This window comes from Caballeronia concitans, from assembly GCF_001544615.1.
GTDB classification, from domain to species: Bacteria; Pseudomonadota; Gammaproteobacteria; order Burkholderiales; family Burkholderiaceae; genus Caballeronia; species Caballeronia concitans.
Map to the genome: position 1 here is coordinate 697,006 of NZ_FCNV02000002.1, position 26,043 is coordinate 723,048.

Below are 26,043 nucleotides of genomic sequence, written 5' to 3' on the forward strand. Positions count from 1 at the left end.
CATGACGTATGCCGTCCAGTTCGCCCGCAGCCAGGAAATCGCGGGCAAGGTCGCACGAGTGTTCCAAAAGCGCGCGCAAACCGCGCAGCAGCAATACGGCGAGCGCATTCGCGCCGCCAGCAAGACGTGGCTCGACAACGGCGCGGCCAGTGCTTCCATGCCGGCGCAGCCAAATGCATACGACTACGCCGTCGATGTCTTTCAGCGCTCTATTCTCTTCTGGGACACGCTGCGCCAGCGCGGCAACCAGTTCGTCGAACGCGCGCAGCGCGGCTCCGAACCGGTGCTGCATTTCGAGTACGAGATGCTTCTCGATGCACGCGGTTTCGCGCGCCCGGTGAATTACGCGCTCTTGCGTATCGTGCCGCCGCAAGGCGTCGTCATCGACGATACGAAGCGGCCGTATCTCATCATCGATCCGCGCGCGGGCCACGGTCCCGGCATCGGCGGCTTCAAGGACGATTCGCAAGTCGGCGTCGCATTGCGCGCGGGGCATCCGGTCTACTTCGTCACGTTCTTCCGCGATCCGCAGCCGGGCCAGACCTTGCTCGATGTCTGCGCCGCCGAGCAGCGCTTCGTCAAGCACGTGCGCGAGCGGCATTCCGAGAGCCCGAAGCCCGCGATCGTCGGCAACTGCCAGGGCGGCTGGGCCGCGATGATGCTCGCGAGTTCCGAGCCGGACGAAACGGGTCCGCTCGTCATCAACGGCGCACCGATGTCGTACTGGAGCGGCGCATGGAGCGAAGGCGAGGGCGACAACCCCATGCGCTATTCCGGCGGCATGCTGGGCGGTACGTGGCTCGCGTCGTTCACGGCGGACCTGGGCAACGGCAGGTTCGACGGCGCGCATCTCGTGCAGAACTTCGAGTCGCTCAATCCCGCAAACAGCCTGTGGGACAAGTACTACCACCTGTTCGCGAACATCGACACGGAACCGCCGCGCTTTCTCGACTTCGAACGATGGTGGGGCGCCTACTACCTGATGAACCGCGACGAGATCGAATGGATCACGCGCAATCTCTTCGTCGGCAACAAGCTATGGTCGGGCGAAGTGCGCGGCATGGAAGGCGCATCGTTCGATCTGCGCGCGATCCGCTCGCCGATCATTCTGTTCGCATCGCTCGGCGACAACATCACGCCGCCGCAACAGGCGTTCAACTGGGTCGCGGATATCTATCGCAGCACCGAGGAGATCAAGGCGCGCGGACAGGTGATCGTCGGGTTGATGCATCAGGATATCGGCCATCTCGGCATCTTCGTGAGCGGCAAGGTCGCGAAGAAGGAGTACACGCAGATCGCATCGGTGCTGGAGGCGATCGAAACATTTCCGCCGGGGCTGTACGGCATGGAGATCGCCGAGCGCAAGAGCGCGAACGGCACGACCGAATACGACGTGTCTTTCCGCGAGCATCGGCTGGAAGACGTGGTTGCGCGCTTCAATCGCTTCGAGCGTATCGACGAATTACCGTTTCAGGCGGTGCAACAAGTATCGGACTTCAATCAGCGCGCGTACGAGCTGTTCGCGCAGCCTTTCGTTCAGGCGATGTCCAACGACGTGACCGCCACGTTCTTCAGGCAGTTTCATCCGTTGCGCGCGCAGCGCTGGATGTGCTCCGACCTCAATCCGTGGCTCGCTTGGCTCGGCCCGACAGCGGACGCGGTGAGAGCCGCGCGCAAGCCGGACGCCGCGAAAAACGCGTGGCGCGACGCGGAGCATTGCGGATCGGACATGGTGAGCGCGGGCCTCGACTTTTATCGTGCAATGCGCGACGCCGCCACCGAAAGCCTCTTCTTCTCGCTCTACGGCACGCTGTTCTCGGCGCATCACGATCAGGCCATACCGTCCGGCGAGCATCCGAACGAACCGGCCAATCCGCGCGATCTGCCGTTCGTGCAGGACGCGCTGGCGGGCATCGCGAAGGGCGGTTACGCGGAAGCGCTCGCGCGCATCGCGTGTCTTCTGATGGAGCACGACGAGCCGGTGCCCTTTGCCCGCATGCTGCTGCGCCAGGAATTGACGCACGACTACGCGCAATACATGCCGCAGATGCAGCCCGATGCGTGGCGTCGTCTGCGCGGCGAGCAGGAGATCATCGTGCGTCTCGAACCGCAGCAGGCGCTCGCGACGTTACCCGATCTCCTCGCCGATGCCGACGAGCGCAAGAAGCTCCTGACGCTCATCGATGCGCTGCTCGCCGATAGCCGCATGCAGAGCACGGAGCCGAGCGCCGCGCAGCGCGAGATGCTTGCGCGCATCCGCGCCGCGCTGCCGATGCCGCCCGCGCGCGCGACGAAGCCAGCGAAACGATCGGTGCAGACGCATTGACGGGAGTGAACATGGAGCATACGCACGAGAAGTATCAGAAGCTCATCGCGATCTGCCAGACGCTGCCGCCGCTCAAGACGGCCATCGCGCATCCGTGCGACCGCACATCGCTGGAAAGCGCGGTCGAAGCGGCCGGTATGCGGCTGATCGAGCCGCTGCTCGTCGGGCCGCGCGAGCGCATCCGCGAAGTGGCGGAAGAGTTCGGGCTGAACATCGCCGGCTTTCCGCTTGTCGATGCCCCGCACAGCCATGCCGCCGCGCAACGGGCGGTGGAACTGGTGCGCGAAGCGAAGGCGGAAGCGCTGATGAAAGGCAGCCTGCACACCGACGAACTGATGGCCGCCGTCGTCGCGCGCGAAGGCGGGCTGCGCACCGCGCGGCGCGTGAGCCACTGTTTCATCATGGACGTGCCGGGTCACGAGAACGTGCTCATCATTACCGATGCCGCGATCAACATTGCGCCGACGCTCGCGGACAAGGTCGATATCCTGCAGAACGCGATCGATCTCGGTCACGCGGTGCGCATGGCCGAAGTGCGCGTGGCGATTCTCTCCGCGATGGAGACGGTGAACCCGAAAGTGCCGTCGACGCTGGAAGCCGCCGCGCTCTGCAAGATGGTGGACCGGCATCAGATCACGGGCGCGCTCGTCGACGGTCCACTCGCGCTCGACAACGCGATCGATCCCGAAGCCGCGCGGACCAAGAAGATCGATTCGCCCGTCGCGGGCCGCGCGAACGTGCTGCTCGTGCCGGATCTCGAAGCGGGCAACATGCTCGCGAAAAGCCTGTCGTTTCTCGCGGGCGCGGATGCGGCGGGCATCGTGCTCGGCGCGCGCGTGCCGATCATCCTCACGAGCCGCGCCGATACGCTGCAATCGCGGCTCGCGTCGTGCGCGGTGGCGTCGCTCGTCGCGGCCAAGCGCCGGGAAGAAACGCAATTGCTGGGGTGAAACATGGCCGACGTCATTCTGGTTCTCAATGCCGGTTCGTCGAGCATCAAGTTCTGCGCGTTCGACGTGAACGGCCCCGATGGTCTCGCGCTCGTCACGCACGGGCAGGCGGAAGGGCTTTTCAGTTCGCCGCGCTTCATCGCATTCGACGCCCACGGTCAAAAGACCGGCGAGCACGCTTGGGGCGATGGCGAGAAGCTGCGGCACGCGGAAGCCATCGCGCATATCGCGGACTTTTTGCGCTCGCATGGCGAAGGGCACCGGCTGGTCGCGGTGGGGCATCGCGTGGTGCACGGCGGCGCGCGTTTCACGCAGCCGGTGCTCGCCACCGCCGATGTCGTCGCGGAACTCGACACGCTCACGCCGCTTGCGCCGCTGCATCAGCCGCATAATCTGAAGCCCATTCGCATCGTTGCCGAACGCAATCCGTCGATGCCACAAGTCGCGTGTTTCGACACGGCGTTCCACGCCACACAAGCGCCGCTCGCGCAGGCGTTTGCGCTGCCGGAATCGGTGACGAAGATGGGCGTTCGTCGCTACGGCTTTCATGGTCTCTCGTACGAATACATCGCGAGCGCGCTGCCGCGGATCGCGCCCGATGCGGCGGCGGGGCGCACGGTCGTCGCGCATCTGGGCAACGGCGCGAGCCTCTGCGCGATGCTCGATGGCAAGAGCGTCGCGAGCACGATGGGCTTCACCGCCGTCGACGGCCTCATGATGGGCACGCGCACGGGCAGTCTCGATCCCGGCGTCGTGCTCTATCTGTTCGACGAACTCGGCATGAACGCGCGCGAGATCGAAGACCTGCTGTATCGGCGCTCGGGATTGCTCGGCGTATCGGGCATCTCGGGCGACATGCGCGCGCTGCTCGCCGCCGACGATCCTCGCGCGCGCTTCGCCATCGATCTTTATGTGTATCGCATTTGCCGCGAGCTCGGATCGATGGCCGCCGCGCTGCATGGCCTCGATGCGGTCGTGTTCACGGCAGGCATCGGCGAACATTCGGCGGAAATACGGCGACGCGTGTGCGACGAAGCGCGATGGTGGGGCATCGAACTCGACGACGCCGCGAACGAGCGCGGCGGCCCGCGCATTAGCACGGCGTCGAGCAAGGTGAGCGCGTGGGTGGTGCTGACCAACGAAGAGCTGATGATCGCGCGTCATACGCTCGCGCTGACGCAAGGAGCATCGACATGACACTGCAGGTTCAGACGCCGCCGCTGAAAGGCGCGAAGGCGCTCGTGACGGGCATCGCCAACGAGCATTCCATTGCCTACGGCTGCGCGAAGGCGTTCCGTGATCTGGGCGCGGAGCTTGCCATCACCTATGCCGGCGAGAAGGCGAAGCCGCACGTCGAACCGCTCGCGCAGGCGCTCGAAGCGCCGATCTTCATGCCGCTCGATGCGTCGCGTCAGGACGAACTCGATGCGGTGTTCGCGCGCATCGACCGTGAATGGGGCGCGCTCGATATCCTCGTGCATTCCATCGCGTGGGCGCCGAAGGACGATCTTCAGGGCGGTCTTCTGAACTGCTCGGCGCAGGGCTTCGCGGCGGCGATGGACATCTCGTGTCACTCGTTCGTGCGGATGGCGCGGCTCGCGGCGCCGCTCATGAAAAACGGCGGCACGATGTTCACGATGAGCTATCACGGCGCGAACAAGGTCGTCGCGAACTATAACGTCATGGGTCCGGTGAAGGCCGCGCTCGAAGCCTGCGCGCGCTATCTCGCGTTCGAACTCGGACCGCAGGGCGTGCGCGTGCATGCCATATCGCCCGGTCCGCTGAAGACGCGCGCGGCGTCCGGACTCAAGGACTTCGACCTGTTGCTTACCGAAGCAGCGGCGCGCGCGCCGCTCGGCGAACTCGTCGACATCATGGACGTCGGCTACACATGCGCGTTCCTCGCAACGCCCTACGCGCGGCGCGTGTCGGGCGAAACGCTCTATGTGGACGGCGGCGTGCACATCATGGCATGAGCATCATCGGCTGGCTGTTCGGACATTCGAACGACGACGCGCGCGCGTCTGGCGATGACGTGCGCGCGGCGCTCGAACGCATCGTGCGCATTGCGCCGCATGTGCGGCTCGCGAACCGGTACGAAGCGCGGCTCACGACGGCCGTCGGCGCGACGCTCCGTTATGTGCGCGGACTCGTCGATGCATTGCCGATGCCGCGCGACGCCACGCCCGCCGCGTGGGCCGACGATCCGCACTTGCGCGCGATGTTCGCCACCGCCGACGACATCGCGCGCGTCATCGGCCAGTCGAACGAACTGCGCCGCTGGTTCGACGAGCACTATGTCGCGGATCATGCGTGTGCGGTGCTGAGCAGCCGCTTCGTCGAGCGGCGCGTGCTGACTGCCGGGGAAGAAGACGGCGTCATGCGCGCTGACGTGCCGCGCGTCGCGGTGAGTTTCGACGACAAGCGCATCCGCATCTGCGACGAAACCGATGCCGCGCTCAGGCACGACATCGTGCTGCGGCTCGTCGAGCAGCTTGCGCTCGAAGGCATGTCGCGCGTCGCGGCGCAGGATGCGCGACGCGAGGCGCTGCACGAAGAACACGCGCTGCTGTCGGCGCGCATGCAGATGCTCGGCAGGCGCGGCGCGGGCGTGTCGGGGTTGAGCGGTGCGTCGTCGTTATCCGCCGATGCTTCGACGGACATCGCGCGCCTCGAACGCGATATCGCCGATAACGAAGCCGCGCTCGCCGCGCTCGGATCGCGTGCGGAGGCGGTCGAACAACAGCTCGGCGCGCTCATGGAAGTGCTTGCCGATCCCGCCGCGCACATTCGCGTGACGCAGCGCACGTTGCGCGTGAACCAGATGAACCTGGTCGTCGACGATGCCAGCAACGAGCGCGCCGCCGATCTCACGCTGAATCTCGCGCATTTGCCGATGCAGCCGCCCGAGACGCGCGCGGTCGAGTTCGTGCGGATCGCGCGGGGCGATCTGCCGCCCGCAGGAACCGCTCTGGACGATGCCGCCCGCTGGGTCTTGTAACGCGCCGCGCGTCGTCACGGTCCGGCGGTGCCTACGATCGCCGCCGCGATGTCGCGGCTCACATGCGCCAGCGCGCGGCTTTGCGCGGCCACGAGCGCGTCGTAGTCCGGGCCGCTCACCGGTTCGCGCACGAGCGAGCGGCCGCTCACGCCGGCGCCGTCGCTTATGCCGCGCATCGTCCAGCGCGCATCGATCAGCACCGACTCGCCCGTGACGGATTCGAACTGCTGGATATCGACGCGCACGCGCAACGCATCCGTATCCGCGATGGCGCGCGATGCCACCGCCACGCGGTCCGATCCGAGCAGCAGCGTGAGATCGCCGGCGAGCGCATCGGCGATGCTGCTTTTGAGCGGCTCGCCCCAGCGCGCGTATTCGTTGAGCGCGACTTCGTTGTTCGTGTTGCGCGTGACGATCTGCGGACGATCCACGAGATCCGGCACCGTCACCGGACCCACGATGATCGTGCGCGCGGGCGGCTGCGCGGTCATCGCCGTCAACGACGGGTCCGCGCTCAGCCGATAGAAGCTCGCGCGCGGCGAGGCGCATCCGGCGATCATCGCCGCCGTCACGAGACAGAGGCAGGCAACGCGCATCACTTCTTGTCCTCCGGTTTGCCGCGCAGCAGCGCTTCGGGATGCTCCTGCAGATAATCCGCCAGGCTGCGGAACGAAGCCGCCGTGCGCGTCAGTTCGCGGATCGCCTCGGTGGTGTCCTGCTGCAATCCCGAACCGGGCAGCAACGTGGAATGCGCGGCTTCGAGCGCGGCGCGCGCAGCCGCGAGCGTGTTCGTCGCCTGCGGCACGACTTGCGTGTTGAGGTTCTGCATCAGGGCGCTCGTGTTGTCGAGCGTCTGCTGCGCGCTCGCGGTGAGCTGCTCGATCGGCAGCTTGTCGATGCGCGTCATGATGCGGTTGATCGAATCCTGCAGGGAGGCGAGTCCGCTCGGCGTCGTCGGCATCTCGGGCGGCGTGCGGCTCCAGTCGATGCTCGCCTTCTTCGCGTCCGGGAAGAATTCGAGCGCGACATAAAGCTGACCCGTCAGCAGGCTGCCGGTGCGCAATTGCGCGCGCAGACCGTTCGCGACGAGAAAGTTCGCGAGCGCTTTGGGATCGTTCGTCAGGCGGCCTTTCTTCGGCCCAGACTCGAAGCGCGACGTGAAGCGCTCCGGATACAGCTTCACTTCCACCGGAATGCTGATCTGCCGCGTGACCGGATCGAAGCGCGTGTTGATCGCCGCCACCTCGCCGATGGGAATGCCCCGGAACTCCACCGGCGCGCCGACCGCGAGGCCGCGCACCGAGCCGGTGAAGTTGAACACGTAAGTCTCGACGATGTGCTCGTGCACGCGCAGCGCTTCCGAGCGCGTCTGAAAGAGCGTGAAGGTGGTATTGGCCGGCGCCTGCGCCCAACTGAGCGACGCGGCGGGCGTTTCGAACGCGAGGCCGCCGATCAGCATCGACACGAGCGATTGTGTGTTGACCTTCAGCCCGTCGGTGCTCAGCGTGACATCGAGTCCGCTCGCTTGCCAGAAGCGCGAATCGGCGTTCACGTAGCGGTCGTACGGCGAATTGATGAACACGTGCAGCGTGACGCCGCTGCCGTCCTTGTCGAGTTCGAACGCCGTCACCTGGCCCACTTGCAGCCGCCGGAAATAGATCGGCGTGCCGACATCCACGGAACCGAGATCCGCCGCGCGCAGCACGAACTGTCGCCCCGGCACGTCGCTCGCGAACACGGGCGGCGTTTCCAGCCCGGTGTAATCGCGCCGCGCGTCCTTGCCGCGCCCGATATCCATGCCGATATACGCGCCCGACAACAGCGTGCCGATGCCCGACACCGAGCCGCCCGCCACGCGCGGACGCACGACCCAGAAGCGCGTGTCGTCGACGAGCATGTTGGCCGTATCGCGCGTCAATTCCGCCGTGGCGACCACGCGCGTGTAGTCCTTCGAGAGCACCACCGACTTGACGATGCCGATCTCCACGTCCTTGAACTTGATCTTGGTCTTGCCTGCCTCCAGCCCTTCGCCGGTCTTGAAGCTGATCGTCACGGTCGGGCCTTTCTCCAGCACGGTCTGCACCGCGAGCCAGATGCCGATCAGCACCGCGACGGCCGGCACCACCCAAATCCACGGGATGCGCCAGCGCTTCTTCGGCACGACTTCGGCATCGGGCAAGTCGCCTGGGGAGCTCATGTCGCGTGCTCCTCGTGGTGTCGTGCATCCTGCTCGCGTCGTGCGTCGCTCGTGTCCCAGATGAGGCGCGGATCGAAGGACATCGCGGCGAGCATGGTCAGCACGACGACCGCGCCGAACGCAATCGACGCCGGCCCCGCTTCGATCGTCGCCATCGCGCTGAACTGCACGAGCGCGACGAGCACGGCGATCACGTAGATATCGAGCATGGACCAGCGTCCCACCAGCTCGACGATGCGGTAGATGCGCGCGCGCTGCGCGGTGTACTGCGTCATGCGCAAGTTGACGCTCGCGGCGAGATAGCCGATGGCGAGAATCTTGAGCATCGGCACGGCGATGCTCGCAATGAACACGATGATCGCGAGCGGCCACGAGCCGGACGTCCACAGATACACGACGCCGCTCATGATCGTGTCCTTCTGCGCGCCGAAGAGCGAACTCGTGTTCATCACCGGCAGCATGTTCGCGGGAATGTAGAGCACCGCCGCCGCGATCAGATACGCCCACGTGCGCGAGAGGCTCGCCGGCTTGCGCAGATGCAGGCGCGCGCCGCAGCGCGGGCAGCATCGGTGCGCATGATGCAGCACGCCGCGCGTGGACAGCCCGCAGTCATGGCACACGCAGATGCCGCTCGCCGACGCGGTGCGGCCCTTGAGCGGCACGCCTTCGGGCAGCGCGAGCGACGCATCGCCGATGCCGGACCACATCGCGCGTTCGTCGAACGAAGATGCCGTCGCGACGAGCAGCAGCATGAGCGCCGCGAGCGACCACAGCGCCGGCCCCGTCACCACCGACGCGATATGCGCGAGCTTCACCACCGCCACGAGCAGGCCGAGCATCAGCACTTCGGTCATGCCCCATTCGCGCGCGATGCACAGCAGGCGAAAGACCGCGTCCGCGCGATACGGCCTGCGATGCACGCGAAGCGGCAGCAGGAGCCACACGGTGCCGAACGCGTGCACGGCGGGCATCAAGATTGTCGTGACGAAGATGAGGCCGGCGAGCGGCCACATGCCGTCGCGATACAACACGCGCACCGCGCCGATGAGCGTCGTTTCGACGAGATCGCCATTGACCGACAGCCCGACGATGGGAAACGCGTTCGAGATCACCCACAGCACGCAGGCGGCGAGCGCGCACGCGAGCGCGCGGTCGAAGCCGTGCGCGCGGCGGCGATACAGCACGGCGCGGCATCGGCAGCAGCGCAGGGCGCCGCCCGGCGGCAGCGGATGCTCGTGCTGCAAGAGATCGCATTCGGGGCACGCGATCAACGCGCGATCGTCGTGCGGATCGTGCCCGGGCATTGCAGCGGTGGCCGCCGTGTTCATTGCACCGTCGGCGCGGCGGATGCGGCCGGCTTCGCCGCATCGGCGGGCGGGGTCGCCGTCTGCGTCGCGGTCTGCGTCGTCATCTTGTCGGCGGCGATCACCCAGCCGCCGCCCATCGCCTTGTAAAGCGTCACGAACGAAGCGAGCGCGGCCGCGTGCGTCTGCGTCTCCGACAATTGCGCATTGAAGAGGCTGCGCTCGGCATCGAGCACTTCGATATAGCTCGTATAGCCGCCTTCGTAACGCGCCCGCGCAAGACGCGCGTAGGTGGAAAGCGCCGTCACTTGGCGGCCCTGCACTTCGAGTTGCTCGTGCAGTTTCTGCGACTGGATGAGCGCGTCATCGACTTCCTGGAACGCGACCTGAATCGCCTTCTGGTAAGAAAGCAGCGCCGCGCGTTGCTGCGCCTCGGCGGTCTCGACCTGCCCCGAGATATTGCCCGCCGTGAAGATGGGCTGCGTCACCTGACCCGCGAACGACCACACGCGGGCCGGTCCCGTGAAGAGCGACGAGAACTGCGTGCTCGCGGTGCCGAAGAGCCCCGTCAGCGAGATTTGCGGGAAGTAGAGCGCACGCGCCGCGCCGATCAGCGCATTCGCCGCGATTAGATCCTGCTCTGCCTGCAGCAGATCGGGCCGCCGTTCCAGCAGGTCCGATGGCAAGCCCGCCGGAATCACGGGCGTCGCGAGCGCGCCGAGGTCGAGGCCGCGCACGATCGGGCCGGGATTGCTGCCGAGCAGGACGGAGAGCGCGTCTTCCTGTTGCGCGATCTGCGTTTCGAGCTGAGGAATGGTGGCGAGTGAGGCTTCGTATTCGGACTGGCTCTGCGCGAGTTCCATCTGCGAGACTTCGCCGCCTTCGAAGCGCAGCGTGAACACGTGCACCGATTCCGCGCGGCTTTGCGTCGTCGCCTTGGCGATTTCGAGTTGCCTGTCGAGACTGCGCAGATTCAGATACGACGACGCCACCGACGCCACCAGCGACAGAATCGTCGCCCGCCGTCCTTCTTCGCTCGACAGCAGATTCGCGCGTGCGGCCTCCGTCAGGCGGCGATTGCGCCCGAACAGGTCCAGTTCCCACGCCGCCGACACCGACAAATCGAACTGGTTGTAGACCGGCCCGAAGCCCGGCGGAAGCCGCACGGCGCCGGCTTGCGACGCGCGCTGGCGCGAGGCGTCCGCGCCCGCCGAAATCTGCGGGAAGAGCGCGGAGCGCGTGGTGACGAACTGGCCCATGAACTGTTCGACGCGCGCCGCCGCGATCTTCACGTCCTTGTTGTTGGCGAGCGCGGTTTCGATCAATTGATCCAGCACGGGGTCCTGAAATTGCTTCCACCATTCGGTGTTCGCGGTATCGGAGACTTCCGTCGCGGCGAAGCGATACGTCGCCGGCGTCTCGACGGGCTGACGCGAATAGTTCGGCCCGAGCAGGCAGCCCGAGAGCGATGCGGCGGCGATCACGCCCGCCAGGGTGCGAAGGAACCGGTCGGGCCGCATGTCAATGCCCCTTGTCCGGAGCGGACGGCGTCGCGTTCGGGCCGCTGCCGCCGGGTGTTCGCGGCGGCGGTTCGGATGCCGTCGCCGCGGGCGTCTGTCCGCTCTTCTTCTTCGAGCGCGCGGACAGCGTTTCGAGTCCCCAGAAGAACATCGGGATGAAGAACACGGCGATGACCGTCGCGCCCAGCATCCCGCCGATCACGCCCGTGCCGATGGAATGCCGGCTGTTCGCCGATGCGCCCGTCGCGATGGCGAGCGGCACGCAGCCGAGAATGAACGCGAGCGATGTCATCACGATCGGGCGCAGACGCTCTTCGGCGGCGGTCATGGTCGCGTCGAACACGGACTTGCCCGACTGCACGTTCAGCACCGCGAACTCGAAGATGAGAATGGCGTTCTTCGCGGCCAGCGCGACGAGCATCGTGAGGCCGATCTGGAAGTACACGTCGTTGTCGAGGCCGCGCAAAAGAATGGCGAGCAGCGCGCCGAAGATGGCGAAGGGCACGGCCATCAGCACGCCGAGCGGCAGGCTCCACTTCTCGTATTGCGCGGCGAGAATGAGGAACACCATGATCAGCCCGAACACGAAGACGAGGCCCGACGTGCCGCCCGACTGCTTCGCCTCGAACGCTTCGCCGCTCCACGCGATGCCGTAATCCGATGGCAAGCCCGACGCGACTTCCTCCAGCGCCTGTATCACTTGCCCCGACGAATAGCCCGGCGCGGCGTTCGCGGTGATCTTCACCGCCGGGAAGTTGTTGAAGCGCGTGATGAGATCGGGGCCGGTCACGTAGCGCGTGTTGACCACCGACTTGAGCGGCACCATGCTGCCGTTCTTGCTCTTCACGAAGATCTGCGTGAGGTCGTCCGGTTTCAGGCGATACGAAGGCTCCGCCTGAAGAATCACTTGCCACAGGCGGCTCGACCGGTTGAACTGCGAGACATAGAGCGAGCCGAACATCGTTTGCATCGCGCTATAGACGTCTTCGACGGGCACGCCGAGCGTCTCGGCCTTGTCGCGATCCACGTCCGCGAGCAGTTGCTGCGACGACGCGTTGAAGGTCGATGTCACGCCGGTCAACTCCGGCCTCGCCTTCGCCTTCGCGACGTAATCCTGCACGATGCCCGCGAACTGGGCGATGGTCGTATCGCCCTTGCTCTGTATCCACATTTCGGTGCCGCCCGTGGTGCCCAGGCCCGGAATGGAAGGCGGATTGAGCGGCACGACAATGCCCTCGCGCACTTGCGAAAGCGCCTTGTACGCATTGACGAGCACGGCGCGCGCGTTCTGTGTGCGGATATTGGCGGACGTGTAGCGGTCGTCGAAGCTCTTGAGCCCCACGAAGAACGTCGATGCGTTGTTCTTGTTCTGGCTGTCGAGCAGGCTGAAGCCGTCCACCGTCGCGATGCTGCCGACCGCCGGCTGCTTCATGAAGTACTCGGTCACGCGGTCGGACACCGCGCCCGTGCGATCGAGCGAAGCCGCGTCCGGCATGATGACCGCGCCGAGCAGATACCCCTGGTCTTCGGGCGGCAGGAAGGCCGTGGGAATGTCGCGCATCATCACGACGGCGAGCGCGATCATGCCGACGAACAGCAGCAGCGCGATCACGAATCGCCGGATGACGAGCCGCACGATGCGCGTGTAGCCGTGCGTCATGCGCGTGAACTGATTGTCGAACCAGCGGAAAAAGCCCTTCTTTTCGTGATGTCCGGGTTTGAGCAGGAGCGAGGCGAGCGCGGGCGAAAGCGTCAGCGCGACGATGCCCGAGATCACCACCGATATCGCGATGGTGATGGCGAACTGCTTGTACATCTGCCCGGTGATGCCTCCGAGGAACGCCACCGGCACGAACACCGCGCACAGCACGAGCACGATGGCGACGACCGGCCCGGCGACCTCGTCCATCGCCTGTTTCGCGGCGGTTTTCGGATCGAGCTTGTGGACGGTCATGTTGCGCTCGACGTTTTCGATCACGACGATCGCATCGTCCACCACGATGCCGATGGCGAGCACCATGCCGAACAGCGTCAGCATGTTGATGGAGAAGCCGAGCGCTTCCATGCCCATGAACGTGCCGACGATCGACACCGGCACGGCCAGCACCGGGATGAGCGTCGCGCGCAGGCTTTGCAGGAACACGAACACCACGATCACCACGAGCACGACGGCTTCGAAGAACGTATGCACCACATCCGAGATGGATGCGCGCGTGAACTCCGTGGTGTCCATCGCGATCTGGTAGTCGATGCCTTCCGGGAACGTCTTTTTCATCTCCGCGAGACGCGCGCGCACCTGCTTCGAGACGTCGAGCGCGTTCGCGCCCGGCTGCTGATACACGGCGAGCACCGTCGCGGATTTGCCCTGAAAGCGGCTGCGAATGGAGTAATCCTTTTGCCCGAGTTCCGCGCGGCCCACGTCTTTCAAGCGCACGATGGCCGCGCCGCCGGATTCCGCGCGGATGATGATGTTCTCGAATTCGGCGGGCTCGGTGAGGCGCCCGGTTGTCGTCACGGCGAACGACTGCTCGACGGGCGAACCTGTCGGCGATTGCCCGAGCCGGCCCACCGCGAACTGCTGGTTCTGGTTCGCGACCGCGCGCTGCACGTCGGCGGCGGTGATGCCGAGCTGCGCCATGCGGTCGGGCTTGAGCCAGATGCGCATCGCGTAGTCGGGCGTGCCGAAGATGCTCGACTGATTCGCGCCGGGAATGCGCTTCAATGCATCGAGCACGTAGACGTTCGCGTAATTGGCGATGTAGGTAGCGTCGTAGCGTTCGTCGGGCGAATAGATCGCGACGACCATCATGAACGCCTGCGACTTCTTCTGCACCTGCACGCCCTGCGCCGTGACCGATTGCGGCAGTTGCGGCAGCGCGAGGTTCACGCGGTTCTGCACGTCCACCTGCGCGAGTTCCGGATTCGTGCCGATCTGGAAGTAAGCATTGATCGTCAGATTGCCCGTCGACGAACTCGACGAGCTCATGTAGATCATGTTGTCCGCGCCGTTCACCTGCTGCTCGATCGGCGCGGCCACGTTGTTCGCGACGACCTCCGCGCTCGCACCCGGATACGTCGCGGAAATGGTGATCTGCGGCGGCGTGATGTCCGGGTATTGCGCGGTCGGCAGCGCGAGCATGGTGAGCGCGCCGCCGAGCGTGATGATGATCGAGATGACCGAGGCGAAGATCGGGCGGTCGATGCAGAAATGTGAGATGTTCATTGGCCTTTTCCGCTTTTCTGCTCGGCTTGGCTGATGGCTATTGATGCTTACTGCTGGCTCTCGCTGGCGGGCTTCGTCGTCCCGATCGACGCCTGCGCGCCCGATGCCGCCATCGCAGCCGATGCCGGGGCCGCGCCCTCCGCCGGCGCGCTCACCACGCGCACCTGCGAATCCGCAGCGACGCGAATCGCGCCATCGACGATCACGCGTTCGCCCGCGCGAAGACCGCTCGTGATGAACCAGTCGTCGCCGTGCCATTCGCCCACTTCGATCACGCGCTGATGCGGCTTCGACTGATCGTCGAGCACCCACACGAAATGGCTCTTCGCGCCTTGCAGCACGGCGCGTTGCGGCACGAGGATCGCGTTGGGCCGCAGCGCCCCCGACACGCGCGCCTTCACGAACTGGCCGGGACGCAGCGTGCCCTTCGGATTCGCGAACGACGCGCGGACCAGAAAGGTGCCGGTCTGCGTGCTGAAAGCGGGATTCGTGAAATCGATACGGCCGGTCTCCGGATACACGGAGCCATCGGCCTGAATGACGGTGACATCGAACTGATTGTTGGGCGGAAAGCGCAACTGTCCTTTCTGAATCTGCTCGCGATACGTCAGCAGCTCGTTCTCCGAGATGCTGAAGTTGACCCACATCGGATCGAGCTGATAGACGTAGGTGAGCAGGCCCGATTGCGTCGGCGTGACGTAGCTGCCTTCCTGCACGCGCGCGAAACTCGAAAGCCCCTTGAGCGGCGAGCGAATGGTCGTATAGCTGAGATTGAGTTGCGCGGTCTGCACTTCGCCTTGCGCCGCGATGACGGCGGCCTCCGCGCTCTTTTCGTTGCCGATGGCGTCGTCGAGATCCTTCTTGCTCAACGCGTTCATTGCGGCAAGCGGCTTCACGCGCGCGAGATTCTGTTGCGTGACGAGCAGCCGCGCCTGCTGCTGCGAAAGCGCGCCCTTGGCGGTTTGCAGCGCGGCTTCGAACGGGCGCTTGTCCATCAAGAACATGATCTGGTTCGCCGCGACGAGCGCGCCTTCGGTGTACATGCGCTTTTCGAGGAAGCCGTCGACGCGCGCGCGTATTTCCACTTCGCGCGAGCTTTGTGTCTGCGCGGTGAATTCGAATTCGACCGGCGTCGTTTTCGCGGCGACGGTGACCACCGTCACGTCGACGGCGGCGCGCGGCGGTTCGGCGGGCGGCTTCCTGCATGCGGCCAGCGAGAGCAGGGCCAGCGCCGCGAGCGGCATGTAGCGGCGTGCGTGCATCGACTGTATCGCGTGGGACATCCGCGCATGACCGCCATGCAGTAATCGTTCCGACACCAACGCCATGAACGTCATGAACGCCTCTCTTCTTGGGATGGCTTGACCAGGGTGCGGGCGCTTTGGCGCGCTCGCCGTCACATGCTCGCGGCGCGCGAAGAACGCCTGCATGCCGATGCCGGCAACGCGCGTGTCTCACGGCGCTGCATTCGCCATGCAGTGATTACGCGCGCGACGGATTGACGTGTCGATGTCAACGAGCGCGAGACCCGAGCCTCATAAGTGCCGTAGCTGCCTCCGTTTTCGATGTTCGCGCAATGGCCGGAGACACTTGCATGCCTGGCCACGAGCGGTCACCGCGTGCATGCCGGTGCGCCTGACGAATCTACTAATAGCCGAATAATGTTGAAAACGCCATAGGGTTCGTGCGTGGCATTTGCGGGCGTGGGTTCGTGTCGATTCGTGAAACGGTGGGGGTCAGTGAGAATAGTTTTGTGTCCGAAGTAAATACTTGATTTCGCTTTCTTGCATGTGACGTTTCCACTGTTTCATAACGCGAGGAATGGACGCTCTTTCGACGACGAGATCGGCTGAACATACGTGCTGCCCTTACGGCATGAGCCGGGTTCAGCGAGCGCGTTTTGTCGGCTCAATCACCTTCATGGGAATGAGCTGACTCCAAGGGTTTTCCCTCCCTCCCGCATTTGTCGATAGCCGCCTGTCCGGATAGCGCCTGCTATCGTTCGGTCTTAACATCTGCTGCCTGGCGTCGATCCGGCGCCGGCGTCCCACCGAAAGCGCGTCACGAAACGTGCCCGACAACATGGAACAAGATGCGCAATCCGCTCGTGGAACCGCGCGCCCGCTATTTCGCGGGCGCTCATCGTCCGGCACGGCGTCATCGGCTGACAAGGCTTTGCCTCGCGACGCTGCTGCTGTCGAGCGCGTTTGCCCGCGCGCAGTCTTATCGCGATGTCAGTCCCACGCCGCCGCCCGCGCCCGCGCGTCCCGCCGCGCCGCCGCAGCCGCCGCAAGCCGAAAGCGCGTCGGCGCAAGTGGCCGTCGCCGCGCTGCGCGGACTCGTGTTCGAAGCATCGGCGTCGGGTTCGCGCGAGGCGGGCGCGCCGGGCGCATCGGCGAATGAAGCCGCGCGCGCAGCCGATGGACGCATCGTCGCGCGCGGTCTGCCTCCGCTCGACGACGCGTTCCTGCAAGGCTTCGCCGCCGATCTCGATCGCCCGCTCACCTTCGCGCGACTTGCGGAGATTCGGCGCGCCGTGGTCGCGCGTTATCGCGAAAGCGGGCTGCCGCTCGTCGATGTCTACGTGCCCGAGCAGGACGTGACGGACGGCGTCGTGCGGATCGCGGTGGCGAGCTATCGGCTGGGCCGGGTGATCCCGCGCGGCAATCGCTATTTCTCCGATGCGCTGCTCGAGGGCGACATGCCGCTCACCGCCGGCGACGCCATCCGCGAATCCGACGTCGCCACGGGCCTCGCGTTGCTCAACGCGAACCCGTATCGCGCGGTCGATGTGATCTACGCGCCCGGCGAGGCCGAAAGCACCACCGACGTGATCCTGCAAACCGCCGACCGTTTCCCGATGCGCGTCTCGGCGGGCTACGACAACGCGGGCGTGCCGCAGCTCGGCCGCGACCGCTTCTTCGCGGGCATCGACTATGGCAATCTCTTCGGCCTCGATCAGCAGATCGCGTATCAGATCACCGCGAGCAACGACGCGCTGAGCGGCAATCCGGACATCGAAGGGCGTCCGAACCGTCCGCGCTTCGTCGCGCACGCGCTCAGTTATTCCGCGCCATTGCCGTGGCGCGACCGCATCGAACTATTCGGCGTCTACGCGCAAAGCACGCCGCGCCTGCCGGACAGTTACGGGCAAACGGGCATCTCCGCGCAGGCGAGCATCCGCTACGACTGGCGGCTCACGCCGTTCTCGGGCTGGCAGCAACAGGTGCAGTTCGGCTACGACTACAAGCGGTCGAACAACAACCTCGAATTCGGCGGATTCCAGGTGTTCAATTCCAACACGCATATCCATCAATTCCTGCTTGCGTACGATCTGAACCGCAGCGATGCGAGCGGCCAGACACGCGCGAACGCGACCGTCGTGCTGAGTCCCGGCCGGCTCGACGCCGACAATCGCGACGCCGCGTTCGAAAGCGCGCGTCACGGCGCGACGCCACGCTACATGTACGCGCAGTTGTCGGCGCAGCGCGATGTGGCGCTGGGCGCCGGTTTCGTCGCATGGGGAAGGGCGGCGCTGCAATGGACGCCCGACACGCTGCTGCCGAGCGAAGAGATGGGGCTGGGCGGCGACAGCAGCGTGCGCGGTTACCTGCCGTATGTCGTGCAGGGCGATCGCGGATGGAACGTGCAGACGGAAATCCGCACGCCGCCGTGGAGCATCGGCGAAAGCGGCGTGGCGATCCAGCCGTTCCTCTTCGTCGATGCAGGCCGCGTGTGGAACCGCATCGATCAGCCGACGGAGCCGAACAACGGATCGCTCGTCGGCATAGGCGGCGGGTTCCGCTTTCAGGTCAACCGCTTCGTCAACGTGCGCGGCACGTTCGGGTATCCGCTGCACGCCGCGGTTCCCGCCGGATCCAAAGCGCCGGTCGGGATGCTGTATATCGTGCTCGGCTCGTGACGGCGGCTACTTGTTCACCTGCCATTGCAGCACGGGATGCGAGACGCCCGGCACGAACGTCCACGTGCCGCCCGGCCCGAAGTTCCAGCTCGGCGCGAAGCTCGACGCCATGCCCATCTGCGCGGTCGTTAAGCCGTTGGCGGCGGGGATCGCGTTGCCCGTGGCCGCGCCGACCGTCTGCCCCGACACCTCGCGATCCCAGTAGACGTCCTTCGCGACGTTGCCGACGTTCGTGGATACGAGGCCGCCCACATAGCCCGGGGGAAAGATGGTCGGCAGCGCCATCGCGGCGAACGATTCCTCGATCTTGCCCGTGTTGTACTCGGCCAGTCCGCCATCGGTCACGCCGCCGCCGCTGCCCGTCGCATACGATTGCCGGATGATGCCGGTCTTGCCGTTGCCCGCCGTGATGCCGCCCACGTGAGCATGCGTGCCGCCGCCGTAGTCGCCGGTCGCCCACGACTGCACGATCAGTCCCGTGTTGGATAGCGCGATGCCGCCCATCGACCCTTGCGCGTACAGCGACACGTTGCTGGTGGCACGCGAGATGGTGCCCGAGTTCTCGCCGACGACACCGCCGATGGCGCCCGCGCCGATCTCGTCCGTCGACATCTGGCCGGTGACGTTGACGTTGGCGATCAGCCCCGCCGACGTGCCCGCGAGCAGTCCCGCGACCGTGCCCCACGGCGACGCATACGCGTTCGTGAGATTCAGGTTGCGCACCACGCCCGATGCGCCGATCGCCGAGAACATGCCGAGCGGCGGCGAGTTCGAGAAAGGCGTCGTGCTGAACGAGATGCCGTCGATGATATGGCCGAAGCCGTCGAACTGGCCGGTGAAGCCCGTCGTGCTGGCAAGGCCGATGGGCGTGAACGATCCGCTCGCCTTAAGATCCTTTCCGAGCGCGTAATTGCCGCTCAGGTTCTGCGAGATGTTCTCCAACTCCGCGATGGAATTGACGAGCTGATACGCGGTCACCTGCGTCTTGAGTCCGCTGAACGGCGCGGCGGCCCACGCGGCGTTCGTGCGAATGGTGCCGGGCGTGAAGGTGCCGTTCGAATCGTGGAACGCGGCGACGATGCCCGTGCTTCGCGACCAGTCGATCGTGCCTTGGTTCGTCACGCTGCCGTTGTTGTCGATGCTCTTCGAATCCGCGCGCAGGTAAAGATTGCCCGCGCCCGTGTTGGCGATGGTGGTGACCGGTCCGAGCAGGATCGAATGCCCGGCCTTGAGCACGAGCGTGGCGTTGCCGGTCCAGGTCAGCGTCGAAAGCACGTTGATGTCGCTGTCCGCTTCGATGGTCACCGACGTGCCTTTCGACAGGCTCCCCGCGATCGCCGCCGCGTTATGCGGCCCGGCGTTCAGTTCGCCCACGCCGATGGTCCACTTCGCCGCCGTCACCGTGCTGTCTTCCAGTTCCATCGTCTTGCCGGTGGTCTGGACCGTGCCGCCCGAGCCGTCGCTGTTGCGCGCGGTGATCGCTTCGTGCTGCTGCACATCGCCCTGATGCGCGATGAGCCAGACGTGACCGTCGCGCGTGGCGGTGCCGGTCGCGCGCAGTCCCGCGTGATGGCCGGCGAGCGCGTAGACGTTGCCATCGGCGGCCTGGAGATGGATCTGCGCGGCGCGTATGCCGCCCCGGTTCACCACGTCGCCTTGCGCGCCCGGCTGCACGAAGACTTGCGCGCCGCTCGTCGAATCCTTGAGCAGCACGTTGTTGCCCGCGATGAGTTCCGCCGTGCCGTTGGGCGCGGAAATGCGGCCCGCGTTCTCGGTGTGCGCGAGCGAGATGAGGAAGACATCGCCGCCCGTCGAACTGATCTTGCCGAGATTGACGACGGACGCGGTGCTCGTGCCCGACAACGTGAGCGGGCCGCCCGCGATGAACGCGTCGTTGCTCGTGTCGAGCGTGGCGGCGACGAAGCGGCCGCCTGTGGTCACCACGCCTTGCTGCCCGATCACCACGCCTTGCGGATTGATGAGGTAAAAGCTGCCTGTCGCGCTGAGATTCCCGTCGATGGCCGAGGCATTCGGACCGGTCACGCGCGAAAGCGTCGCGCCCGCGCCGTTGTTGACGTTCACGCTGTTGCCCGCGCCGATGGAAAAGCTGTTCCAGTCGATCACGCCGCGCGTGGTGCTTTGCGTGATGTTGACCTGCGTGGCCGACGACGTGATGCTGCCCGAGCCGGCCTTGAACTGGCCGTTCTGCGGCAGCGGTCCGGCGGCGAAGGCGGCCGGCACCGAGGCGCTCACCAGAAACACGATCGCGGCGGGCCTGATGAGCCGGCCGTGCTTGGACGATTCATCGCGCATGACGTCTCCCGTTGCGTGGCACACCGAACTGACCGGTGGATCATTCAGGATAGAACCGGATCGGGTAATTTCAATGCGGCAGTGCGGGCCGCGGACGCATCAGGGACGAGTGGACTGTTGTATGCGGATTGGCGAGCGCGACGCCGTCGCTTTCTGATCTTTATCGCCAAGCGCGCTTGCAGCGTTGCGTTCGCGGACCACGCGTTGCAGGCAGTCGAGAAACACGGTCGCGGCGGGCGTGAGCGGGCTGTCGCGACGCGTCACCACGCCCACCGACGATACCGGCAGCGCATCCTCGACAGGCAGCACCGCAAGCCCTTCACCGACCCATTCGTGATCGAGCAGCGAACGCGGCATCGAGGCCAGCGCCTCGGACTCACGCAGCAGCCCATGCGCGATGACGAAGCTCGGACATTCGATCACGCGCTGCGGCCTCGGCAAGCCGTGCTGCGTGAAGATGTCGAGCAGCGCCTGCGTCGTGCTTTCGGGCGATGGATTCAGCAGCCATTCGGCATCCGCGAGATCGGCGAGGCGCGTGGCATGACGCAGCGGATGATCCTTGCGCGCGACGATCACCGAATGCGATTCGTACAGCGGCACGTAGTCGAATTCGGCCGACAACTGACTGGCCATGATGACCGCGACGACGAGATCGAGCGTGCCGTCGCGCAGACGCGGAAGCGCGACGCCCGGAAAGCCTTCGATGAAACTCACCTTCGCCTGCGGCATCTCGCGGCGGAACATCGCGTAGGCCTGCGGCAGCACGGAAAGCGCGGCGGTCGGCGTGATGGCCGCGCTCACGCTGCCCGACCCTGCGCCCTTCATCTGCACGATGTCGTCTTCGGCGCGCCGCATTTCGCTCACCACGAGCTTCGCGCGCACGCGCAACTGCTGGCCGAACGCGGTGAGCTGGACGCCGCGCGCGGTCCGCACGATGAGCGGCACGCCCAGATCCTGTTCCAGTTCCTTGATGGCTTTCGTCAGCGCCGCCTGCGAGAGAAACAGGCTGCGCGCCGCGGCGCGAATGCTCCCTTGCTCGACCACGGAGAGGAACGCGCGCAACTGGTGGTACTTCATCGTCATGCTGTCACCTGGGAATACCTAGGGTTTTCGCCGACAACCGTGGGTCGTCATAGACGGAATTTACTGTCTTTTGCGATTATTTTCGACTGCCTATGCTCAATCGATCGATGAACCACGCGACGCGTTCGAGGAGCCAAGATGCTTTCAGTTGACCCGATCATCCCCGGCATTGCCGCCATTGCAGCCGATTTCGTCGATGTGCGGCGGCGCATTCACGAGCATCCGGAACTTGCGTTCGATGAAACGCAGACGAGCGATCTCGTCGCCGGGCTGCTCGCCGAATGGGGATACCACGTGCATCGCGGTCTCGGCAGGACGGGCGTCGTGGGTGTGCTGAAACAGGGCGACGGCACGAAGCGCATCGGCCTGCGCGCCGACATGGACGCGCTGCCGATAGAAGAAACCACCGGCCTGCCTTACGCCAGCAAGACCGCGCGCGTGATGCACGCCTGCGGTCACGACGGCCACACCGCCATGCTGCTGTGCGCGGCGCGTCATCTCGCGTCGAGCGGGCAGTTCTCCGGCACCCTCAACGTGATCTTCCAGCCCGCCGAGGAAGGCGAGGCGGGCGCTCGAGCGATGATCGAAGACGGCCTCTTCGAGCGCTTCCCCTGCGATGCCGTGTTCGGCCTGCACAACATGCCGGGCTTGCCCGCGGGCGAGATGTTCTTCACGCCGGGGCCGGCGATGGCGTCGTCGGACCGCGTGTCGATCGTCGTGCGCGGCGTCGGCGGTCATGGCGCGATGCCGCACGCCGCGCGCGATCCGATGTCGGCGGTGGCATCGATCATTCTGGGGCTGAACAGCATCGTCGCGCGCGAAGTGAATGCGCAGAAACCGGCGGTCGTCACCGTCGGCAGCGTGCAGGCGGGCGAAGCGAACAACGTGATTCCCGAGACCGCGCTGATGAAGCTCTCCGTGCGCACGCTCGACGCCGCCGTGCGCATGCAGTTGAAGGAGCGCATTTCGGCGCTCGCGCACGCGCAGGCGAGCGCGTTCGGCTGCACCGCCGAGATCGACTACGAACTGGGGTATCCCGTGCTCGTGAATCATGCGGAGCCGACCGCGTTCGCCACGCAAGTCGCGACGAACATGCTCGGCGCGCAACGCGTCGATCCCGCCGCCGCGCCGCTGATGGGCAGCGAGGACTTCGCGTTCATGCTCGAAGCATGTCCCGGAAGCTACGCGTGGATCGGCAACGGCGTGGGATCGAAGGGCGGCTGCATGGTGCACAACCCCGGCTACGATTTCAACGACGACATTCTCGCGACCGGCGCGAGCTACTGGGTCCGGCTCGCCGAAGCCTGGCTCGCCGACTGATTCTCATCGACATCGTTATCGACTCACGCCACGCGCACACTGGAGCACGACATGGATACCCCCGCAATCGCCGGTAACGCACGCACGAGACAGCCCTTGAGCGGGCGCGCGGCGCGCGTGCGTCTCGTCACGGCGGCCGCCGTCGGCAACGCGCTCGAGTTCTACGACTTCACCGTCTATGCGTTCTTCGCGCTCATCATCGGCAAGCTGTTCTTTCCGGTGCACGATCCGGTCGGCCAGTTGCTGCTCGCGGTGGCGAGCTTCGGCGTCGGCTTCTTCACGCGGCCGCTCGGCGGGATCGTCATCGGCATGTACGCGGACCGCGCCGGTCGCAAGAAGGCGATGCTGCTCACGCTCGGGCTGATGGCGCTCGGGACCGCGCTCATCGCGATTGCGCCGACATATGCGCAGGCGGGCGTCGCGGCGCCCGTGCTGCTCGTGATCGCGCGGCTCCTGCAAGGCTTCTCGGCGGGCGGGGAAGTGGGCGCATCCACGACGCTGCTGCTCGAACAGGCGCCGTCGAATCGTCGCGGGCTGTATGCGTCGTGGCAGTTCGCGAGCCAGGGTCTTGCCGCGCTCGCGGGCGCGCTGACCGGCGTGGCGCTGAGCGCGGCCCTCACGCCCGCGCAACTCGAAGGATGGGGCTGGCGCGTGCCGTTTGTCATCGGCACGCTGATCGTGCCGGTCGGCTGGTGGCTGCGCCGCACGATGGAAGAAGCGCCTCACGTGCAGTCCGTCGATGCCGCCGTCTCGTCGCAGTCGCACACGCAAAACAAGACGCCGCTTCGCGCGGTGCTGCGTCATCACGGCCGCGCGTTGCTTTCGGGACTCGGGCTCACCATCGGCGGGACATCGGCGCATTTCATCATCGTGTTCTATCTGTCGATCTACGGCGTGAAGACGCTCGGCCTGCCCGGATGGACCTCGATGCTCTCGGGCTGCATCGCGGGCGCGGTGCTGTTCGTGCTGACGCCCGTGGGCGGGTATCTCTCCGACCGCTTCGGCCGCAAGCGTCTCGCGCAGGCCACGCGCATCGTGCTCATGCTCGCGATCTATCCCGCCTTCGTGCTGCTCAACCGCCATCCGACGGCGGGCACGCTGTTCGCGGTCGTGACGGCGCTTTCCGTCGTGCATTCGCTCAATGTCGGGCCGGTCGGCGCGATGCTCGGCGAACTCTTTCCGCGCAGCGTGCGGGCGACGGGCGCGGCTATCGTGTACAGCATCGGCGTGGCGATCTTCGGGGGCTTCGCGCAGTTCTTCGTGACGACGCTCATCGTCGTGACCGGCAGCGTGCTCGCGCCCGCTTGGTACGTGATTGCGTGCGGCGTATTGAGCGTGATCGCCGTTCACTGCATGCGCGAGGGATCACGCGAGGCGCTCGATTGAGCGATGCAGCGGCGGTTTGCATTTGGATCGCGGGCCTACCATACTCGTTGTATCGTCGCCCGGCGATGCAAGGAAGGTCTACCGCGAACTCGCTGATCCACTGCAATGTCGATCGATTGGAAGCGCCGCGTCCGTCTTTTCGTTCAGCGTTTCTGGCAGCCGGTCAGCGCATGCATGACCTGCATGCCGGGAAGCTGGGGCAATCTGCTGAGCGTCGTGCACTGGACCGTCGCGCTGCGCACGGGTCTTGTCACCGGCACGCTCGCCGTGCTGCTGAGCTTCGTGCCGGCGGTGAAGCGCATCTACGCGCTGCGCTTCGGCAATGCGCTGATGGTCGGCCTGCTCACCGCGCTGGGCGATGTCCTCTCGCACCGCAGCGGCTATCGCGTTCCGTGGCTGGAGCACGCGCTGACGGGCGTGATGGCCGGCCTTTTCGCGCTGGCCGCGTCCTATCTGCTCGAAGACCGGGCGCGCCGCGTTCGGGCGGCGTGGGCGCGGGTGTTCAGATGACACGCCACGCGCCCGTCCATCTCAAGCTGCGCCCGGCCCCGACTCCACAGCGAGCAGATTCAGAATGACGAAGATCGCGGACTGATTGTCGGCGATGATCGCAATGCCGAGCGTCGCGCTGATCCATCGGCCGATCTTGGTGGCCGCGAAGTCGTCGCTTTGCGCGGACTTCTTGACGGTGACGCCGAGCTTGACCGCGCGATAGTGATACGACGGGATGTGATGCCGCGCCGCCACGCCCGACAGTCCGCCCTTGCCGCCCGATGACCAGCCGAGCGTGCCCGCGAGCACGAGCCGCTCGTACTTGTCGAGGCCGTCGATGAACTCGCGCGCGAGCAGCCGCACGCGCGCTTCGCAAAGCCCGTATTGCATCAAAACGGATTCGACCGGATCGGCTACGGCGTGCGCGTGTTCATCCACTTGCTGACCGATGCCGTCCACTTCGATCGACACGTCGCGCTGATAGCTCGCGCTTCGCAGGCAATCGATCAAAAAGCGCCTGAAATACGTGCATACGGCGTAGCGGCTCGACGGCGCGCTCTGATCGCTCGAATGCGTATCGGTGTGTCCCGGCTCGAGCCTCAGCACCTTCGAGTAGATGAACTGCGCGATCAGCTCTTCCTTGTCTTCCCGAAGCGACTGCAACTCGGGAGGATGGTAGCTGCGCAACGCGCTGCGCACGAGCGTATAGATCGAAACCATTTCGTCGTGCGACAGATGCGTCCTGCGCCGCCACAGCGTGGCCAGTGTCGATACGGGACCGGCATCGGCGGCCGCGTCCATCGTCAAGGTATCCATCGCATCCCCCCTTATCGGTGGCTACGCGATGAGTATGGTTTTTTCGGAGGGATCGTCCAATATGGATTAAGTGATAGCCGTCGCCTAAACTCTCGGGTAAACCAGTCGAGCACGGGACCTGCACGATCGCTTCACGGCCATGCCGTGTACGCGGTCCGCATCGTCCGCCTGCTTTCTGAACCGACCCGGC

18 protein-coding genes are annotated in these 26,043 nt (G+C 65.7%); 9 read left to right on the plus strand and 9 right to left on the minus strand.

The annotated features are described in order from the left end of the window. Window position 1 precedes the first annotated feature (1 nt). From AWB72_RS09280 to AWB72_RS09300, 5 genes are read left to right on the plus strand one after another with little or no spacing between them, the layout of a single operon-like run. Window positions 2-2,326 (plus strand): DUF3141 domain-containing protein, encoded by a 2,325-nt coding sequence (locus AWB72_RS09280; protein WP_040049282.1) that lies wholly within the window; start codon window positions 2-4, stop codon window positions 2,324-2,326. A gap of 11 nt (window positions 2,327-2,337) precedes the next feature. After that, on the plus strand, window positions 2,338-3,276 hold the full coding sequence (locus AWB72_RS09285; protein ID WP_040049281.1) for a phosphate acetyltransferase: 939 nt from the start codon (window positions 2,338-2,340) through the stop codon (window positions 3,274-3,276). A 3-nt stretch (window positions 3,277-3,279) separates the two neighbouring features. Continuing rightward, entirely contained in the window at window positions 3,280-4,473 is a 1,194-nt protein-coding gene (locus AWB72_RS09290) for an acetate/propionate family kinase (RefSeq protein WP_040049280.1), read from the plus strand. Continuing rightward, window positions 4,470-5,252: an enoyl-ACP reductase FabI gene (gene fabI / locus AWB72_RS09295; RefSeq protein ID WP_040049279.1), complete on the plus strand. Its 783-nt coding sequence runs from the start codon at window positions 4,470-4,472 to the stop codon at window positions 5,250-5,252. Before AWB72_RS09290 ends, fabI begins: the two co-directional genes overlap by 4 nt. After that, window positions 5,249-6,277, plus strand: coding sequence for a hypothetical protein (locus AWB72_RS09300; protein WP_040049278.1), 1,029 nt, complete (start codon window positions 5,249-5,251; stop codon window positions 6,275-6,277). The genes fabI and AWB72_RS09300 overlap by 4 nt, the downstream gene beginning before the upstream one ends. A 14-nt stretch (window positions 6,278-6,291) precedes the next feature. Here AWB72_RS09300 and AWB72_RS09305 read toward each other — a convergent pair whose 3' ends face one another. From AWB72_RS09305 to AWB72_RS09330, 6 genes are read right to left on the minus strand one after another with little or no spacing between them, the layout of a single operon-like run. Further along, window positions 6,292-6,873 carry a PqiC family protein gene (locus AWB72_RS09305; protein ID WP_040049277.1) on the minus strand — a complete coding sequence of 194 codons (582 nt, stop codon included), beginning with the start codon at window positions 6,871-6,873 and terminating at the stop codon, window positions 6,292-6,294. Continuing rightward, a complete protein-coding gene (locus tag AWB72_RS09310; RefSeq protein WP_040049276.1) occupies window positions 6,873-8,474 on the minus strand; it encodes a PqiB family protein in 1,602 nt (533 codons plus the stop codon). The genes AWB72_RS09305 and AWB72_RS09310 overlap by 1 nt, the downstream gene beginning before the upstream one ends. Further along, window positions 8,471-9,802 (minus strand): paraquat-inducible protein A, encoded by a 1,332-nt coding sequence (locus tag AWB72_RS09315; protein WP_040049275.1) that lies wholly within the window; start codon window positions 9,800-9,802, stop codon window positions 8,471-8,473. The genes AWB72_RS09310 and AWB72_RS09315 overlap by 4 nt, the downstream gene beginning before the upstream one ends. Then, the gene (locus tag AWB72_RS09320) at window positions 9,799-11,298 is read right to left on the minus strand and encodes an efflux transporter outer membrane subunit (RefSeq protein WP_040049274.1); all 1,500 of its coding nucleotides are present in this window, start codon (window positions 11,296-11,298) and stop codon (window positions 9,799-9,801) included. The genes AWB72_RS09315 and AWB72_RS09320 overlap by 4 nt, the downstream gene beginning before the upstream one ends. 1 nt (window position 11,299) lies before the next feature. After that, the gene (locus tag AWB72_RS09325) at window positions 11,300-14,521 is read right to left on the minus strand and encodes an efflux RND transporter permease subunit (RefSeq protein ID WP_040049273.1); all 3,222 of its coding nucleotides are present in this window, start codon (window positions 14,519-14,521) and stop codon (window positions 11,300-11,302) included. A 47-nt stretch (window positions 14,522-14,568) separates the two neighbouring features. Then, window positions 14,569-15,849: an efflux RND transporter periplasmic adaptor subunit gene (locus AWB72_RS09330; protein WP_052449750.1), complete on the minus strand. Its 1,281-nt coding sequence runs from the start codon at window positions 15,847-15,849 to the stop codon at window positions 14,569-14,571. Between the two features lie 764 nt (window positions 15,850-16,613). Here AWB72_RS09330 and AWB72_RS09335 point away from each other — a divergent pair. Continuing rightward, complete coding sequence (locus AWB72_RS09335) at window positions 16,614-18,443, plus strand: ShlB/FhaC/HecB family hemolysin secretion/activation protein (protein ID WP_087128016.1); 1,830 nt, start codon at window positions 16,614-16,616, stop codon at window positions 18,441-18,443. A gap of 6 nt (window positions 18,444-18,449) precedes the next feature. On the opposite strand, the gene AWB72_RS09340 is transcribed toward AWB72_RS09335, so the two are convergent. After that, window positions 18,450-20,756, minus strand: coding sequence for a two-partner secretion domain-containing protein (locus AWB72_RS09340; protein WP_052449748.1), 2,307 nt, complete (start codon window positions 20,754-20,756; stop codon window positions 18,450-18,452). Window positions 20,757-20,855: 99 nt separating this feature from the next. Next, window positions 20,856-21,833: a LysR substrate-binding domain-containing protein gene (locus AWB72_RS09345; protein ID WP_084592760.1), complete on the minus strand. Its 978-nt coding sequence runs from the start codon at window positions 21,831-21,833 to the stop codon at window positions 20,856-20,858. Between the two features lie 144 nt (window positions 21,834-21,977). On the opposite strand from AWB72_RS09345, the gene AWB72_RS09350 reads away from it, so the two are divergent. The 3 genes from AWB72_RS09350 (at window position 21,978) to AWB72_RS09360 (ending at window position 25,055) form a co-directional block, all read left to right on the plus strand. Next, window positions 21,978-23,159 (plus strand): M20 aminoacylase family protein, encoded by a 1,182-nt coding sequence (locus tag AWB72_RS09350; RefSeq protein ID WP_040049272.1) that lies wholly within the window; start codon window positions 21,978-21,980, stop codon window positions 23,157-23,159. A 51-nt stretch (window positions 23,160-23,210) separates the two neighbouring features. Next, entirely contained in the window at window positions 23,211-24,545 is a 1,335-nt protein-coding gene (locus tag AWB72_RS09355; RefSeq protein WP_040049271.1) for an MFS transporter, read from the plus strand. A 105-nt stretch (window positions 24,546-24,650) separates the two neighbouring features. After that, on the plus strand, window positions 24,651-25,055 hold the full coding sequence (locus AWB72_RS09360; RefSeq protein ID WP_040049270.1) for a hypothetical protein: 405 nt from the start codon (window positions 24,651-24,653) through the stop codon (window positions 25,053-25,055). 21 nt (window positions 25,056-25,076) lie between these two features. On the opposite strand, the gene AWB72_RS09365 is transcribed toward AWB72_RS09360, so the two are convergent. Next, window positions 25,077-25,853 (minus strand): hypothetical protein, encoded by a 777-nt coding sequence (locus AWB72_RS09365; RefSeq protein WP_052449747.1) that lies wholly within the window; start codon window positions 25,851-25,853, stop codon window positions 25,077-25,079. Window positions 25,854-26,043 lie beyond the last annotated feature (190 nt).